This window comes from Cupriavidus sp. UBA2010, assembly GCF_002335265.1.
In the GTDB taxonomy this organism is placed as follows: Bacteria; Pseudomonadota; Gammaproteobacteria; order Burkholderiales; family Burkholderiaceae; genus Cupriavidus; species Cupriavidus metallidurans.
This window is the reverse complement of record NZ_DDCI01000033.1, coordinates 59,079-74,687: the sequence shown is the minus strand read 5'-3', so window position 1 is coordinate 74,687 and position 15,609 is coordinate 59,079. Positions and strand designations below refer to the sequence as shown.

General features: G+C 63.6%; 15 protein-coding genes. 4 read left to right on the top strand and 11 right to left on the bottom strand.

Annotated features, from left to right (window positions below):
* Position 1: 1 nt before the first annotated feature.
* Genes B2246_RS24115 through B2246_RS24105 form a run of 3 tightly spaced genes read right to left on the bottom strand, consistent with a single transcriptional unit; the run spans position 2 to position 3,267 of the window.
* Positions 2-2,038 (bottom strand): histidine kinase dimerization/phospho-acceptor domain-containing protein, encoded by a 2,037-nt coding sequence (locus B2246_RS24115; protein WP_035884298.1) that lies wholly within the window; start codon positions 2,036-2,038, stop codon positions 2-4.
* Positions 2,035-2,313: a PP0621 family protein gene (locus B2246_RS24110; protein ID WP_035884299.1), complete on the bottom strand. Its 279-nt coding sequence runs from the start codon at positions 2,311-2,313 to the stop codon at positions 2,035-2,037. Before B2246_RS24110 ends, B2246_RS24115 begins: the two co-directional genes overlap by 4 nt.
* A gap of 15 nt (positions 2,314-2,328) precedes the next feature.
* Complete coding sequence (locus tag B2246_RS24105) at positions 2,329-3,267, bottom strand: cytochrome C assembly family protein (RefSeq protein WP_035884300.1); 939 nt, start codon at positions 3,265-3,267, stop codon at positions 2,329-2,331.
* Between the two features lie 117 nt (positions 3,268-3,384).
* Between B2246_RS24105 and ffh the strand changes: the two genes are divergently transcribed.
* Together ffh and B2246_RS24095 are read left to right on the top strand one after the other, a co-directional pair.
* Positions 3,385-4,776, top strand: a complete 1,392-nt coding sequence (gene ffh / locus B2246_RS24100) for a signal recognition particle protein (protein ID WP_008647241.1) — start codon at positions 3,385-3,387, stop codon at positions 4,774-4,776.
* A 65-nt stretch (positions 4,777-4,841) separates the two neighbouring features.
* On the top strand, positions 4,842-5,384 hold the full coding sequence (locus B2246_RS24095) for a hypoxanthine-guanine phosphoribosyltransferase (protein ID WP_035884301.1): 543 nt from the start codon (positions 4,842-4,844) through the stop codon (positions 5,382-5,384).
* A gap of 93 nt (positions 5,385-5,477) precedes the next feature.
* On the opposite strand, the gene B2246_RS24090 is transcribed toward B2246_RS24095, so the two are convergent.
* The 5 genes from B2246_RS24090 to B2246_RS24070 all read right to left on the bottom strand — a co-directional run bounded on the left by B2246_RS24090 (position 5,478) and on the right by B2246_RS24070 (position 11,339).
* Complete coding sequence (locus tag B2246_RS24090) at positions 5,478-6,116, bottom strand: LysE family translocator (protein WP_035884302.1); 639 nt, start codon at positions 6,114-6,116, stop codon at positions 5,478-5,480.
* Between the two features lie 153 nt (positions 6,117-6,269).
* Positions 6,270-7,673, bottom strand: a complete 1,404-nt coding sequence (locus B2246_RS24085) for a hemolysin (protein WP_234707085.1) — start codon at positions 7,671-7,673, stop codon at positions 6,270-6,272.
* A gap of 287 nt (positions 7,674-7,960) precedes the next feature.
* Positions 7,961-8,842 carry a 2OG-Fe(II) oxygenase gene (locus B2246_RS24080; protein WP_008647245.1) on the bottom strand — a complete coding sequence of 294 codons (882 nt, stop codon included), beginning with the start codon at positions 8,840-8,842 and terminating at the stop codon, positions 7,961-7,963.
* A 4-nt stretch (positions 8,843-8,846) separates the two neighbouring features.
* The gene (locus B2246_RS24075; RefSeq protein WP_008647246.1) at positions 8,847-9,602 is read right to left on the bottom strand and encodes a transglycosylase SLT domain-containing protein; all 756 of its coding nucleotides are present in this window, start codon (positions 9,600-9,602) and stop codon (positions 8,847-8,849) included.
* 15 nt (positions 9,603-9,617) lie between these two features.
* Positions 9,618-11,339 carry a proline--tRNA ligase gene (locus B2246_RS24070; protein WP_008647247.1) on the bottom strand — a complete coding sequence of 574 codons (1,722 nt, stop codon included), beginning with the start codon at positions 11,337-11,339 and terminating at the stop codon, positions 9,618-9,620.
* 184 nt (positions 11,340-11,523) lie between these two features.
* Between B2246_RS24070 and B2246_RS24065 the strand changes: the two genes are divergently transcribed.
* Both B2246_RS24065 and B2246_RS24060 read left to right on the top strand, forming a co-directional pair.
* Positions 11,524-12,249, top strand: a complete 726-nt coding sequence (locus B2246_RS24065; RefSeq protein WP_035884305.1) for an RNA pyrophosphohydrolase — start codon at positions 11,524-11,526, stop codon at positions 12,247-12,249.
* Positions 12,242-12,847, top strand: a complete 606-nt coding sequence (locus B2246_RS24060) for a CNP1-like family protein (RefSeq protein ID WP_008647249.1) — start codon at positions 12,242-12,244, stop codon at positions 12,845-12,847. Before B2246_RS24065 ends, B2246_RS24060 begins: the two co-directional genes overlap by 8 nt.
* An 84-nt stretch (positions 12,848-12,931) precedes the next feature.
* On the opposite strand, the gene proB is transcribed toward B2246_RS24060, so the two are convergent.
* The 3 genes from proB to rpmA form a co-directional block, all read right to left on the bottom strand.
* Positions 12,932-14,050, bottom strand: coding sequence for a glutamate 5-kinase (proB, locus tag B2246_RS24055; RefSeq protein WP_008647250.1), 1,119 nt, complete (start codon positions 14,048-14,050; stop codon positions 12,932-12,934).
* A gap of 37 nt (positions 14,051-14,087) precedes the next feature.
* On the bottom strand, positions 14,088-15,185 hold the full coding sequence (obgE, locus tag B2246_RS24050; protein WP_008647251.1) for a GTPase ObgE: 1,098 nt from the start codon (positions 15,183-15,185) through the stop codon (positions 14,088-14,090).
* Between the two features lie 125 nt (positions 15,186-15,310).
* Positions 15,311-15,571, bottom strand: a complete 261-nt coding sequence (gene rpmA, locus B2246_RS24045) for a 50S ribosomal protein L27 (protein WP_008647258.1) — start codon at positions 15,569-15,571, stop codon at positions 15,311-15,313.
* Positions 15,572-15,609 lie beyond the last annotated feature (38 nt).

The window sequence follows — 15,609 nt, the reverse complement described above, 5'->3', positions numbered from 1 at the left end:
ATCAGAGCTTGGCCGATGGTTGAAATGGCTGGGCATTCGCGACGTCGGGCACTTCGTTGCGCAGCGTCAACACGAATGCCTTGGCGGGAAGTGTATCGCGAGCCCCGACGAGCATGCCGGTGCGGTCGAGCAGATCCTCGAGCACGATCGCGCCGTAGCGCACCTGGGCGTCGTTCGCGCCGCACAGCTCGCGCGCCATGAACAGCCCCAGCCCGGTACCCTGCGGATTGCTGGTGAAGAACGGCTCGAACAGGCTGCGCTGCTGCTCGCGCGTGACCTCGGCGCCATCGTTCCAGACAATCAGTTCCGCATGGTGCTGGTCGAGCGTATGCGCCAGCAGGCGGATCGCGCCTGGCAGCCGGCTGCAATAGCGCCATGCGTTGTCGAGCAGATTGCCGAGCACCTGCTGCAATTGCGACATGTCGAAGATCACCGGCCCCTTCAGATCGACGGTAATGCGGATCGCGTTGGCGTTCACCTCGGCGCGGGCGCCAGCTCGCGAACGCATTTCCAGCCGCCACCGGTCGACGACTTCGGGTAGCGCCTTGGCCAAATCGACGGCGCTATGCCCGGTGCGCGGGCGGCGCGACAGTTGCAGCACATCGGAAATCACCTGATCGAGCCGTCGCACGTTATCGCTGATGATGCGCAGCAGACGGGCATCGATGTTGCCCTCGCCACCGCCGGAGTCAGCCAGCAGTTCGTTAGCCTGGCTGATCGCCGCGAGCGGGTTGCGGATCTGGTGCGCGACGCTGGCCACCAGCCGGCCCATCGCGGCAAGTTTTTCCTGCTGAACCTGCTCGGCGATACGCTCCCAGCTTTCGATATGCACCAGCACCGTGTCACGCATCTCGCTACGCAGCAGCGCCTCGTCCGCCGGGCTCCAGGCCATGGCCTCGTTCTGGGCGATGGCCAGCCGCAGGCGCGCGGCGCCCTCGGGCGACATATCGTTCCAGCTGGTTGTGTCGAGGCCCGATGGCGAGGTCAGCGCGCCCGCCAGCGTCGAACGCAGCCCCGCCAGGCCGGGCAGCACGAAGCGTAGGCGCAGCCGTGTGTGCATCGAATTGCGCGCCGAGGAGGACGGGCGCGACGGCAACGGCAGCAATTGCAAGATGCGCGGGACGTCGTCCTTCATGCGGATCCAGTCGCGCAGCATCTCCAGCAGCGGTTGCAGACGCGGCATGCGGCGCAGGTCGAACAACACGTTCTCGCGCTCGCCAACACGGACCTGCCCTTCGCGAATCCGCTCGTTCTGCTGCACGCCAAGCAGCACGAGCGCGGCGGGATTTGCCGCCACGACAACGCCATTGGCACGGACCAGCATCACGCCGTCCTGCATGTCATTGACCATCAGCCGGTTCACGAGCTGCTGCAGGCGCAGTTCCTGCTCGCGCGCCAGCGCCAGTTGCTCCTGGGCGATCTGGCGGTTGGCAAGCATGTACATCACGAGCGCCGCGATCATGAACACAAGCCCGAACAGGCCGGAACCGAGCAGGTTCACATCGACCTGGCGCGTGATCAACGTTTGCAGGAGCGGCGGGCCCATCACGAGCAGCGCCGACACCGAAGCGGCAAACAGCGCAAACGTCAGGCTGGTCAGCGCGCCCGCCTCGATCACGGGCAGCAGGAAAATCATCGCCAGTCCTTCGCCCTGGCTGCCGAAGTGACCGAGCGCCGCGTAGATGGAGGCCAGCAAGACCATATCGACCAGCACCTGCACGCGCACGCGCACGTGAAAGTGGTTGCGCCACAGCGTACCGAACAGCGTGACGAGGGCGATGGCCAGATAAGGCAGCACGACCGGCATGGCCGAGGCCATGCGCGCGTTCGTCGCCACGTTGAAGACGTCGGCGCCGGCGGCGGCGCGTTCGAGCGGCAGCCAGGCATAGCCGACCAGCAACACGGCGACGGCAAGCCGCGTCCAGCAGAAGTACCGCTGCAGCCGCCAGTGGAATTCAGGTGGCTCCGACTGACGCCAGAGCTTGACCAGCACGCGCCAGCCGTTCAGACGGGACCAGGCCGACGCCGGCGCCGTCATGAACGCGTGCCGTGATCGCCCTCGCCGGGCATGTCTGGCAGATGGCTACGGCGGCAGTAATGCAGGCCGTGCCATGCGATGGCATCGCCGCGCGGAAGATGCACGCCGCAGTGCGCGCACTGGACCATCGGCTCGATGTTCTCGTCGCCAGCGCCAGCGCCAGTGCGGCGCGGCGGCGGCTCCTGTTTCTCGGCGGTCTGCCGCGTGCCGGCGCGATCGCGCAGCCACCACAAGATGCCCAGCACGATGGCCAGCAGTAGGAAGATTCTTGCCATGTCGGGGCGAAGGGATCAGGTGATACGGTGCAGCACCACTTCCATGACGAAGCGGCTGCCAACGTAGGCGAGAAGCAGGATCCCGAACGACGCGATCACCCAGCGCAGCGCGGTGCGACCGCGCCAGCCCCGGAAATGGCGTCCGACCAGGATGCCGCCGAACATCAGCCACGAGATGACCGCGAAGACGGTCTTGTGATCGATCCGGAACGCGCGCGCGAACAGCTGTTCGGAGAACAGGAAACCAGACGCGATCGTTAGTGTCAGCAGCACGAAGCCCGCGGCGATCAGCCTGAACAGCAGCTTTTCCAGCGTCAGGAGCGGCGGCAGCAGGTCGAGCCAGCGTCCGAGCCACTGGCTCGATGCCGACTCCGTCCCGGCCGGGCGGTTGAAGCCGTGCAAGCGTCGCTCGGCCATCAGCATCAGGAACGCATGGAACGCCGCCAGCGTGAACAGGCCATACGCCACGTTGGCGATCACAAAATGGAGCTTGAACAGCGGACGCGCCGCGTACCCCAGGATCAGCGTGCCCGGGAACGCCAGCGGCATCAGGCTGGCCAGCATCGCCACCGGGAAAACGACCAGGCCCAGGCCGGCCAGCGAGAAGAAGAAGCTCTCGATCCAGTAGATGCCCACGCCAAGCCAGAGCATCGACGACAGCGCGAAGGCGAACCCGAACACCATGCGATCCGCCGGAAAGATGGTTTCATGGAGCAGCACACCGTGACTGACCAGGGCCACCATCACAAGCCCATGCCACCAGGCCGGCTGGCCCTCGGCACGCCCGCCGGCAGGGTGCGGCATCAGCACTGCGGTGGCCGCCGCGCCGGGACGCCCCGGATGGCCAGGTGTGGCCCCGCCGGCCGCCGCCAGTCGCGGGTTGCGGGTCGCCCAGCCATGAAAGGCCAGGCCGCAGTAGAGAAGTGCCGTCAAGGCATACAGTACAATGGCCATTTGCGCAGTTTACCTTAGTGCCAATGCCGGTGGATTCGCTGGTGGATTCCCGCCACAATGCTGCCACGGCACCACCTGCGCCCCGCTCTCAAGCCGATTTTCCTCCCTCTTCCTGCCATGCTGGATAACCTCACTCAACGCCTGGCGCGGGTCGTCAAGACCATGCGCGGCGAGGCCCGACTGACCGAGGCCAATACCGCCGAGATGCTGCGCGAAGTGCGCCTTGCCATGCTCGAAGCCGACGTGGCATTGCCAGTCGTGCGCGAATTCATTGCCCGCGTCAAGGAAAAGGCCCTTGGCGAGGACGTCGTCTCCAGCCTGACGCCGGGCCAGGCCCTGGTGGGCGTGGTGCAGCGCGAGCTGACGGCGGTCATCGGCGGCGATGAAGCCGTTGGCGACCAGAAGTCCAACGAACTGAACCTGAACGTCCAGCCGCCAGCGGTCATCCTGATGGCCGGCCTGCAAGGCGCCGGCAAGACGACCACTTCGGGCAAGCTGGCCAAGTGGCTGAAGGAAAACAAGAAAAAGAAGGTCCTGACGGTCTCGTGTGACGTGTACCGCCCCGCCGCTATCGCCCAGCTCAAGACTGTGTCCGAGCAGGTTGGCGTCGACTTCTTCCCGTCCCAGCCCGACCAGAAGCCGGTGGAGATCGCGCGTGCCGCGCTCGACTGGGCGCGCAAGCACTATCACGATGTGCTGATCGTCGATACGGCCGGCCGACTGGGTATCGACGAGGCGATGATGCAGGAGATCGCCGCGCTGCACGCCGAACTGAAGCCCGCCGAAACCCTGTTCGTGGTCGATGCGATGCTAGGCCAGGATGCGGTCAACACGGCCAAGGCGTTCAATGACGCGTTGCCGCTGACCGGCGTGGTCCTGACCAAGCTCGACGGTGACGCGCGCGGTGGCGCGGCGTTGTCCGTGCGTCACATCACCGGGCGTCCGATCAAGTTCGTCGGCGTGGGCGAAAAGCTCGACGGCCTGGAGCCGTTCTATGCCGACCGCATGGCCCAGCGGATTCTGGGCATGGGCGACATCCTCGCACTGGTGGAGGAAGCCCAGCGCGGCGTGGACATGGAAGCCGCCGAGAAGCTGGCCAAGAAGATCAAGAAGACCGGGGGCTTCGACCTCGAGGACTTCAAGGCGCAGATCGGCCAGATGAAGAAGATGGGCGGCCTGGGCAGCCTGGTCGACAAGCTGCCGGCCCAGTTCGCCGCGCAGGCGCAGGGCGCGAACATGGACCAGGCGGAAAAGCAGGTGCGCCGCATGGAAGGCATCATCAACAGCATGACGCCGGCCGAGCGCGCCAAACCCGATCTGATCAAGGCCAGCCGCAAGCGCCGCATCGCCGCTGGCGCCGGCGTGCCGGTGCAGGAAGTGAACCGCCTGCTCAATCAGTTCGACCAGATGCAGGGCATGATGAAGAAGCTCAAGGGCGGCGGCATGATGAAGATGATGCGCCAGATGGGCGCGATGAAGGGTGGCATGAAGGGCCTGTTCAACCGCTGACCAGCGGCAAGACACCATCCACCAGCCCCCCGCAAGACAAGCAAGACAAGAACAGGACAACGATCATGATGACCGCTGAACAGGCCCGCGAACTCTGGCTCGACTCCGAGGAAATCGTCAGCGCCGAGGAAGTTCAGAACTCGCTGGACCGCATGGCCCACGACATCACGGAAAAGATGGGCGACACGTTTCCGCTGGTGCTGTCCGTGATGGGCGGCGCCGTCGTCTTCACCGGCATGTTGCTGCCCAAGCTGCAGTTCCCGCTGGAATTCGACTACATCCACCTCTCGCGCTACAACAACAAGACGGTTGGTGGCGAGATGCAATGGCGCGTGGCGCCGCGCGAATCGGTCAAGGACCGCGTGGTGCTGGTGCTCGACGACATCCTCGACGAAGGCGAGACGATGGCAGCCATCCGCCAGCGCATCATGGACATGGGCGCCAAGGAATGCCACGCCGCCGTGCTGTGCGAAAAGACGCTGACCAAGATCAAGCCGATGCACCCGGATTTCTGCGGCTTCCAGGTACCAGACCGCTACGTCTTTGGCTGCGGCATGGACGTGAAGGGCTACTGGCGTAACCTGGGCGCGATCCGCGCGCTGGTTTGATTCTTAGGGTGTGCCCTGCAAGGGCGCGGCCGCAGACAGTACAAGTGGACTGACCAAGGCCGCGCTACGACGCCAGAATCGTTTTGTTGGTGACTACCCGTGCGGGTGGGCGCCGAGAATTGGCAGCAGCGAGGCCAGCAGCATCAGGGCCATCGTCACATTGAACACGCGCAACACGCGCGGCCGCGCCAGCAGGCTGCGCAGCGCAGCACCAAACACCGCCCACGTAGCCACGCTGGGCAGGTTGATCACCGCGAACAGGCAAGCCATTGCCAGGGCATTGACCCAGATGTTGGCGTCGAGCACATAGGTGCTGCACGCCCCCACCGCCATCACCCACGCCTTCGGATTCACCCACTGGAATGCGGCCGCGCGCAGGAAGCTCATCGGCCGTGCCACTTCGCGGTCCTGCACGCCGCCAGCCGTCGCCAGCTTCCACGCCAGCCACACCAGATAGGCCGTGGCCACCACACGCAGCAGGTCCCACATCCACGGCCAGGCCGTGAAAATCGAACCCAGCCCCAGGCCGACCAGCGCCACCATGATCGAGAAGCCGATGCTGATGCCGAGCAGGTGCGGCACGGTGCGCGCAATGCCAAAGTTGACGCCGGACGCGAGCACCATCGTATTGTTGGGGCCGGGGGTGATGGACGAGACCAGCGCAAATGCGCAAAAGGCCAGCAGCACGCCGGAGCCGGCAGCCACATTGGGAAGAAAGGCTGGAAAAGTCATGGATGTACATCAGGAATTGCCGAGTACACCCAGTCTAGGCAGACTCATCGATACAGTACCGGCACACTTTGCCAAGAAAGGACCGGTACTGACCGACCTCGTCACCATGACAGTTGACGAACCGGCTAAACGGGGCAGCCGTCAGCCCAATGATTATTGCTGGACTACTCGCATGGAATGCGGCTTTGAGAAGTCCAACGTCTGTCCGTCGTAAGCTTTCACCTTCGTCATATTTTCGTTCTCAACGACGCCACTGAAAACCGCCAGTCGGTTATAGGAAAGGTTATCGTAGTCAGACAGCATGACCCCAATGCCCGGGTCCGCCTGGACCATAACATCGTGCGCATAGATCCACGCGGGCAGCGAGTACCCGGAGCGCTCGCCAGCCGGAAGACAGTATTTGTCGACCGAGACCAGACTGACGATGCAGCCCAGGGGACGGGTACTATGTGTGACACGCATCGCCCGTGGCTTTGAGAAATCCAGCGTCTCTCCGTTGTGGGCCTTGACGGCACGCAGTTTGTCGTTTTCCACGGTACCGACAAACTCCGCCAGTCGGTTATAGGAAAGGTTATCCCAGTCAGACAGCATGACCGAAACTCCGCTATCCGCCTGTACAAAGACATCGTGCGCGTAAATCCAGGCGGGCAGACTGTAGTCCGACCTTTGTCCAACCTCGAGACAGTACTTTGCACCGTTCCTCAGGCTGACAATGCAGCCCTGCGGACGGGTCTCCGAGAGGAAGCGGGCTTCCGGGTAAATCGAGCGAATCCAGTTCGCATATTTTGAGATGCGGGCACCCGTCGAGAGTTTCGAATGACCGCCATTTGTGGTGGCAACGATCACGGGCTTCGTATCCTTGATCTGCCACCATGCCGAACCGCTGTCTCCAGCCGCGACACGGGCCCAGTTGGCTGAAGGACCAACCGGTTTATAGCTTGCCCCGATGCCGTAGTCGCTCTCGAAAATCGACGTGATCTTGCTGCGGCCGTACAGTCTCCTGGCGCCGCTTTCCGGCCCATAGCCTTCGTTCAGCCCTACACCCCAGACTCCATAGCCGACAAACATGACAGCCCGGTCTTTCTCGTCCTCCCTGTCGTTCAGAATCGGCCTCTCCACCGGAATCCCTGCCCTGTCTTTCAGCGGATTGGTCAGCGGAAGCTTTACGATGGCGACATCCGTCGAAGCCCCACCCATGTAGGCAGGAACCTTGACGCGCTCCTTGGGCACATAGGCGATCCCCAGTCCGGAGGCCACGATGCTGCCGTCCCAGCCGTTGAACGTTAGCTGTACAGGCGTTTCCGTTGCCGAATAGGGAACACAATGTGCGGCCGTTAGGAAATAGGCCCAGCCATTCTTGCTGCCGAGCCAGGTTGCCGTGCATCCGTTGATCCGTCCAATGGTCAGCCAGGGCTTTGCATAACTGTACCCACGTAGTTTTTCGCTGGCGCTTCGAATGGATGCAGCGACATTTCCCGTATCGCCGCCATGCCGCTTGAAAGTATCTTCATCAATAACCACGGCATTGGCCGTCGATGACAACATCAATGCGACCAATGGTAATATCACCCTCATAAATCGACCTTTCGCAATAATACGATTGACAAACCCATACCAGAGGCGATCGCACCATTAAGCCAATCATTTGATTTATTGAAATAAATCCAAATAATCGCCACATAGCCACCACCTCAAGCGGGTCTTGCGATTTTATGAGAGTGATTTATTTAAAACATGAAGCCAGATCAATAATCATAGATTACATATATCTGGCAATTTCACTAATTGCAGGAAAATCATGAGCACGCAAAGGCAAGCGATTCAGCTACCTTGCGAATGCAGGTTCAGCCTCTGCTGCGGTACGGATGCTCGCGCAACCATTTGGTCGCGATCCATTTTTCGCCCGCCTCCACCGGCAAACCCGCGTGCAAGGTGCGCTCGTCGAGCGCGCCATCGGGCAGGCCGTAGCTGAACAGGACCGCATTGCCCTTCACCGGCGCCACCTCGAGCCCGATGCGCGGGAATGCCGTGGCACCACCAGAGGCCGGACTGTTCAGGTAGATCACCATCGTGGCAACGCGCTGTCCGCCCACGCGCAACTGGCGCGCTTCGCCGGGACGCTTGGGATTGAAGAAATCGAAATGCGGCTGATACTCGCCGCCAGGCTTGTAGTTGAGGACCTGAAAGCCTTCGCCGTGCTCGACCGGCCAGCCCGTCACGGCCGCGATCCGCGCCTCGATACGTTGCAGCAGCGCATGTTCGCCAACCTGGAACATCGCGCCCATGCTGGTACGCGCATCGATCAGGTTCTCGTCGCCAGTGTCCGGATTGACCACGGGCGAACGCTGCAGGCGGTCGCGCGCCAGCGCCACGACGGCATCGCATTCGGCGTCATCGAGCAGGTTCTGCAGCAACAGGATGCGCGGCGACTCCAGCCTGAACAGGACCGGCATCTCGCGATCCTTGTGGCGGAAGGCGTTGCCACCGGTGACCGTTGGCGTTGTGGCAGCCTTCGCTACGGGCGCGGGCGCTGCCGCACTGGCAGCGGCCTGAGGATGCCCTATTGCGGCGCTGACCGTGTCGCGCGCGAACGCAGCGTCGTAGCCGGAGCGCAGCATCGACAGCACCAGCGACTCGGCATCGAAGCCTTGCGCGATATGGCGTGTCAGCCAGTGCTCCAGCTCCGGCGAAGACGCGCTGTACCCCGCGCGGGAATCGCGCTTCATGACTTCATGACGGATTGGCAAGACGTTGCGGCGAGAACGGATTGCGGGCGGGCGATTCCGGCGGCAGCGCGCGTCGCATGGGTGCCGGGGTGACCGCGGCGGGATCCGGATCCCCCGCGATGGTCACAGTCGCCTCGGAATACTGCCACCGCTTCCATGCCGCCAGCACCGCGTTTGGATACTCGGGGCGCCCGCGGCTGCCGTTGTAGCGACCCAGCGCCAGGAACAGGTCACCGTTCTCGCGATCGAGATAATGACGCAGGATCGTGCAGCCATAGCGCAGGTTGCTCTGCAGATGGAACAGCTTGCGCGTGTCGCCATCTCCGATGCTGCGCACCCAGAATGGCATCACCTGCATCAGTCCGCGCGCATCGGCCGAACTGATCGCATATTTGCGGAAGTTGCTTTCCACCTGCACGAGCCCAAGCACCAGCGACGGCTCCAGGCCGGCGCGCTTGGATTCGTAGTAGACGGTTTCGATCAGCTCGACGCGTACCTGCGGCTCGGGAATCCGGGCTTCCAGCCGGCGCGACATCTCGCCGAGCCATTTCAGGTAGCCAAGGCGCTCCGACCCGGACGCAAAGGCCGGGCGCACCGGCCTGTTGTCGGCGATCGCGGCCGCCAATGCCCCGCGCACTGAGTCAGCAAGCGCCTCCTCCTTCTGCGCGCCGGCATGGGCGTTCGCGATCAGCGTCGCGCACAGCAAACCGCCAGCCCAGGCGGACCAGCAGTTGCGCGTCGGCAGGCCGGGAATGCGCATGATCGAGGACGCGGATCAGGCAGCCAGCTGGCCGCGCACGTGCGCAACCACATCCGCCACCGCCACCGGGGTGGCCTGGGCATCGCGGCGGCCCTGGTACTCGACCTTGCCTTCCTTGAGTCCACGGTCACCTACCACCACGCGGTGCGGCACGCCAATCAGCTCCCAGTCGGCAAACATCACGCCCGGGCGCTCGCCACGGTCGTCCAGAATCACGTCCACGCCCGCAGCCAGCAGCTCGGCGTGGATGCGATCGGCCTCGGCCTTGACGGCCTCGTTGCGATCGTAGCCAACCGGGCACACCACCACCGCGAACGGGGCGATCGCCGCCGGCCAGATGATGCCGCGCTCGTCATAGTTCTGCTCGATGGCGGCGCCCAGAATCCGGGTCACGCCGATACCGTAGCAACCCATTTGCATCGGCTGCGTCTTGCCGTTCTCGTCCAGGAACGTGGCGTTCATCGACTCCGAATAGCGCGTGCCGAGCATGAACACGTGGCCCACTTCGATGCCACGGCAGATGTCGAGCGTGCCCTTGCCGTCCGGCGAGGCGTCGCCGGCCACCACGTTGCGGAGGTCCGCCACGGCCGGTTCCGGCAGGTCGCGGCCCCAGTTCACACCGGTGTAGTGGTAGTCGCGATCGTTGGCACCACAGCAGAAGTCGCTCATGTTGGCGACGGTACGATCCGCCACCACCTTGACCGGCTTCTTCGGACCGATCGGACCGAGGTAGCCCGGAGGCGAGCCGAAGGTATCGACGATTTCAGTCTCGGTCGCAAAGCGGAAGTCAACCAGGCCCGGCACCTTCGACGCCTTCACCTCGTTCAGTTCGTGATCGCCACGGATCAGCAGCAGCCAGATCTGGGCCCCGGCGTCGCTGTCGGTGGCCAGCACGATCGATTTGACCGTGCGTTCCAGCGGGATGCCCAGGAATTCGGCGACGTGCTCGCACTTGGCCTTCTCGGGCGTCGAGGTTTTCTTCAATTCCTCGGCCGGCGCGGCGCGCGTTGCCAGCAGCGGCAGCGCCTCGGCCGCTTCCATATTGGCGGCGTAGTCGGACGTCGGGCAATAGACGATGGCGTCCTCACCGGTATCGGCGATCACGTGGAATTCGTGCGAGCCCGAACCGCCGATGGCGCCGTTGTCGGCTGCCACGGCGCGGAATTCCAGGCCAAAGCGCTGGAAGATGCGCACGTACGCGTCGTACATATTCTGGTACGACGCCTTCAGGCCGTCGATGTCACGGTCGAACGAATAGGCGTCCTTCATCGTGAACTCGCGGCCGCGCATGATGCCGAAGCGCGGACGGCGCTCGTCGCGGAACTTGGTCTGGATCTGGTAGAAGTTGACCGGCAGTTGCTTGTAGCTGCGGATTTCGGTCCGGGCGATGTCCGTGACGACTTCCTCGGAAGTGGGCTGCACCGCGAAATCGCGCTCGTGCCGATCCTTCAGACGCAACAGCTCGGGCCCCATCTTGTCCCAGCGGCCAGTCTCCTGCCAGAGTTCGGCAGGCTGGATCACCGGCATCGACAGTTCCACGGCACCAGCGCGGTTCATTTCCTCGCGAACGATGTTCTCGACCTTGCGGATAACACGCAGGCCCACCGGCATGTAGTTATAGATGCCGGCGCCGAGCTTCTTGATCATGCCGGCCCGCATCATCAGTTTGTGCGACACGATTTCCGCGTCGGCGGGGGCTTCCTTGAGGGTGGAAATGAAGAATTGCGAGGCTTTCATCCGTTGCTTTCTCGTAAGGCCGGGCGCCATCTGGCATCCCGACCGCGCCGCGATGCGGCATCCATTGGGCCGGACGCGCCGGAAACTGCCCTTCCGGTCGGGGAAAACCAGCACTCCCGCCATCAGGCCGACCCGCGCGCATCCTTTATAATCGTCGTAATTCTAAAGGATTCGAGGTGCAGTCATGCTCGATCGTGAAGGCTTTCGCCCGAACGTCGGCATCATCCTCATCAACGCACGCAACGAGGTATTCTGGGGCAAGCGAATCGGCGAACACTCCTGGCAGTTTCCGCAAGGTGGCATCAAGTACGGCGAAACGCCGGAACAGGCCATGTTCCGCGAACTGCACGAAGAGGTCGGCCTGCTTCCGGAGCATGTCAGGATCGTCGGTCGCACGCGCGACTGGTTGCGTTATGAGGTGCCGGACAAGTTCATCCGCCGCGAGATCCGCGGCCACTACAGGGGCCAGAAGCAGATCTGGTTCCTGCTGCGCATGGTCTGCCGCGATTGCGACATCCACCTGCGCGCGACCGATCATCCTGAGTTCGACGCCTGGCGTTGGAGCCATTATTGGGTGCCGCTGGACGCCGTCATCGAGTTCAAGCGCGACGTCTACCAGATGGCGCTGACCGAGCTATCGCGCTTCCTGAACCGTGGACGCGTGCCGCTGAGCCCCTACGGCAACCATGGTAACCATGGCCACCACGGAGGCCCTGGCCGGCATGGCGACCAGGGACGGCAACCGAGGCCCGTGCCGATCGAGGAGACCACCGTAACCGAGGTGAGCGTCTCGGTCACGGCATCGGTTACCATTCAGGCGACCGTGCAGGAAGCGGCACATAGCGATCTCGCGACCGCGCCCGTTTCGCCGGCCAGTCCGGCATCCACTCAACGGAGTTCCGATGATTAGTTTCAGCGGCCGGCACATTCGCGCCGGCCTGTTGCTGACAGCAGTCTGCCTGGCGCTGTCGGCCTGCAAGACCACCGACAAGGGCCTGCCCAAGGACGAGGAACAGGCGGCCGACACCCCGACTGGCGACGGCCAACCGGCCAGTTCCTGGCTCAACCCGTTCGCGGACAAGCCATTCAAGGAAGGGGCGACCACCCTGCCCGCTCTGCCGCGCGACGAAGATCTGATCCCGTTCTCGGTGAACGGCGGCAGTTCATTCCGCTTCGCGGTAGACCCCAAGTCGGTCTCCGTGGGCGACGACAACGTCGTCCGATTCACGGTTGTTATCACGAGCAGTGGTGGCGGGCGCAACGTGACCTACGAAGGCATCCGTTGCGATGCGTTCGAGCGCAGGCTCTACGCCACCTTGCCCAAGGGCGCCACCGAGTGGGTGCCCAACCGGGGAGAGGACCGCGACATGTGGCGCCGCATGGAAACGGGTGTGCGCAATGCCTACGCTGCCACGCTGGCGACGGACTACTTCTGCGAAGGTCGCACCGTGGCGGGCAAGGCGGACAAGCTGATCCGCGACCTGAAGGCGTACGCGCCCAGCCGCTGAGCGGTAATCCGAGCATGAAAAAAACGGCGGGGCCTTTGCGGGCCCCGCCGTTTTTTCATGGGTTCGTGGGTAACAGTCTCGCGCTCAGACCAGCACGAGGTTGTCGCGATGGATCAACTCGGGCTCGTTCAGATGGCCCAGCACCGACTCGATCTCCGATGACGGCTTGCGTGCAATCAGGCGGGCTTCGGCGCTCGAATAGTTGGTGATGCCGCGCGCCACTTCCTTCCCCTCCGGGCTGGCGCACGCAATGACCTCGCCACGAGCGAACTCGCCCTGCACTTCCACCACGCCAATCGGCAGCAGCGACTTGCCACCGCTGGTGAGCTTCTCTACAGCGCCCGCGTCGATGATCACGCGGCCGCGCAATTGCAGGTGATCCGCCATCCACTGCTTGCGCGCCGTCAGACGACCGGTCGGCGCCAGCAGTTGCGTGCCGATGGCCTCGCCAGCAGCCAGCCTGCCCAGCACATCGGCCTCACGACCCGAGGCGATCGTCGTATGAGCACCAGACTTCGCCGCCCGCTTGGCCGCCAGAATCTTGGTCAGCATGCCGCCTCGGCCAATGGACGAGCCTGCGCCGCCGGCCATGGCCTCGAGTTCGGGCGTGCCAGCCAGCGCTTCATGGACGAACTCGGCATTCGGGTCCTTGCGCGGATCAGCGGTGTAGAGCCCGCGCTGGTCGGTCAGGATCACCAGTGCGTCGCCTTCGATCAAATTCGTCACCAGCGCGCCGAGCGTATCGTTGTCGCCGAACTTGATTTCGTCGGTGACGACCGTGTCGTTCTCGTTGATGATCGGCACCACGCCGAGGGACAGCAGCGTCAGCAGCGTGGAGCGGGCATTCAGATAGCGCTCGCGATCGGCCAGGTCAGCGTGCGTCAGCAGCACCTGCGCGGTGCGGATGCCATATCGGCCGAACTGGCTTTCGTAGACCTGCGCCAAGCCCATCTGGCCCACTGCTGCAGCGGCCTGCAGTTCGTGGATTTCCTTCGGCCGGCGCGCCCAGCCCAGTCGCTGCATCCCTTCGGCAATCGCGCCTGAGCTGACCAACACGACTTCCTTGCCCGTGCCACGCAGCTTGGCGATCTGTGCTGCCCAGCGCGCGATGGCATCGTGGTCGAGCCCCTTGCCGTCGTTGGTAACCAGACTCGAACCTACTTTGACAACGATGCGTTTTGCCTGGGCGATGACCGATTGCATGGCGGGTCCTGTCTCCGTGGTGCCTTGTTGTAGTGCGTTACGCTTTGCTGTCGTCTCGATCGACGTTATGCAGGCGGTCGTCGAGGCGGATATCGGGCTCGGCCAGCGCGGCGGCTTCCTCTGCCTTGAGCGCGGCGAGATGGTCCTTGATCGCGTAGACCAGTTCGCGGCAGCCCTCGCCGGTCAGGGCCGAGATATGGAACACCGGCCCCTTCCACTTGTAGCGCTTGACGAAATCCTTCACGCGCGCGGCACGTTCCTCTTCCGGAACCACGTCGAGCTTGTTCAGCACCAGCCAGCGCGGCTTGTCGTACAGCGTCTCGTCGTATTTCTTCAGTTCGTTGACGATGGCCTTGGCCTCGGCAACGGGATCGACATTCTCGTCGAACGGTGCGATGTCGACGATATGCAGCAGCAGCCCGGTACGTTGCAGGTGACGCAGGAACTGATGTCCGAGACCGGCGCCTTCGGCGGCGCCTTCGATCAGGCCCGGAATGTCCGCCACGACGAACGACTGCTCATGGTCCACACGGACCACACCGAGGTTCGGATGGAGCGTCGTGAACGGATAGTCGGCCACCTTCGGACGTGCATTCGACACGTGCGAGATAAACGTCGACTTGCCCGCGTTGGGCATGCCGAGCAGACCGACGTCCGCCAACACCTTCAGTTCGAGCTTGAGCATGCGGCGCTCGCCCGGCTTGCCGTCGACCTGCTGGCGCGGCGCGCGGTTGGTACTCGACTTGAAGTGGAGGTTACCCCAGCCGCCCATGCCGCCTTCGGCCAGGCAGACCAGCTGGCCGTGCTCGGTCAGGTCGGCGATGACTTCGCCGGTGTCCATGTCGGAGATCAGCGTGCCCACCGGCATCCGCAGCGTGACATCTTCGCCCGCCGCGCCGTAGCAATCCGAGCCCCGGCCGTTTTCGCCGTTCCGCGCTACGTGCTTCTTGGCGTAGCGAAAGTCGATCAGCGTATTGATGTTGCGGTCGGCCTGTGCGAACACGCTGCCGCCACGGCCGCCGTCACCGCCATCGGGGCCACCGAAGGGCACAAATTTCTCGCGCCGAAACGAAGCGCTTCCGTTGCCGCCATTGCCGGCGATCGCTTCGATACGGGCTTCGTCAATGAACTTCATGTTGGTTTTCCGTGGTGGTTCGGGCTTGTCGCCGCCGGCCCGCGACGGGCCAGCGGCATTTTATCTTGGCAGAAAACAAAAAAGCCCCGCAGTCACTGCGGGGCCTTCGTGCTGCAAAGGCTGTATCAGGCCGCCGGAACGACGCTGACTTGCTGCTTCTTGGCAGCGCCCTTGACGGCGAACTGCACGTGGCCGTCCACCAGCGCGAACAGGGTGTGGTCCTTGCCGATACCCACGTTCTCGCCAGCGTGCACGCGCGTGCCGCGTTGACGAACGATGATGCCGCCGGCGTTGATGGCCTGGCCACCGAACACCTTCACGCCCAGACGCTTCGATTCCGAATCACGGCCGTTCCGCGTAGAACCGCCGCCTTTTTTCTGTGCCATGTCTTTACTCCTGTTGACCTATTGCGATTAAGCCTGTG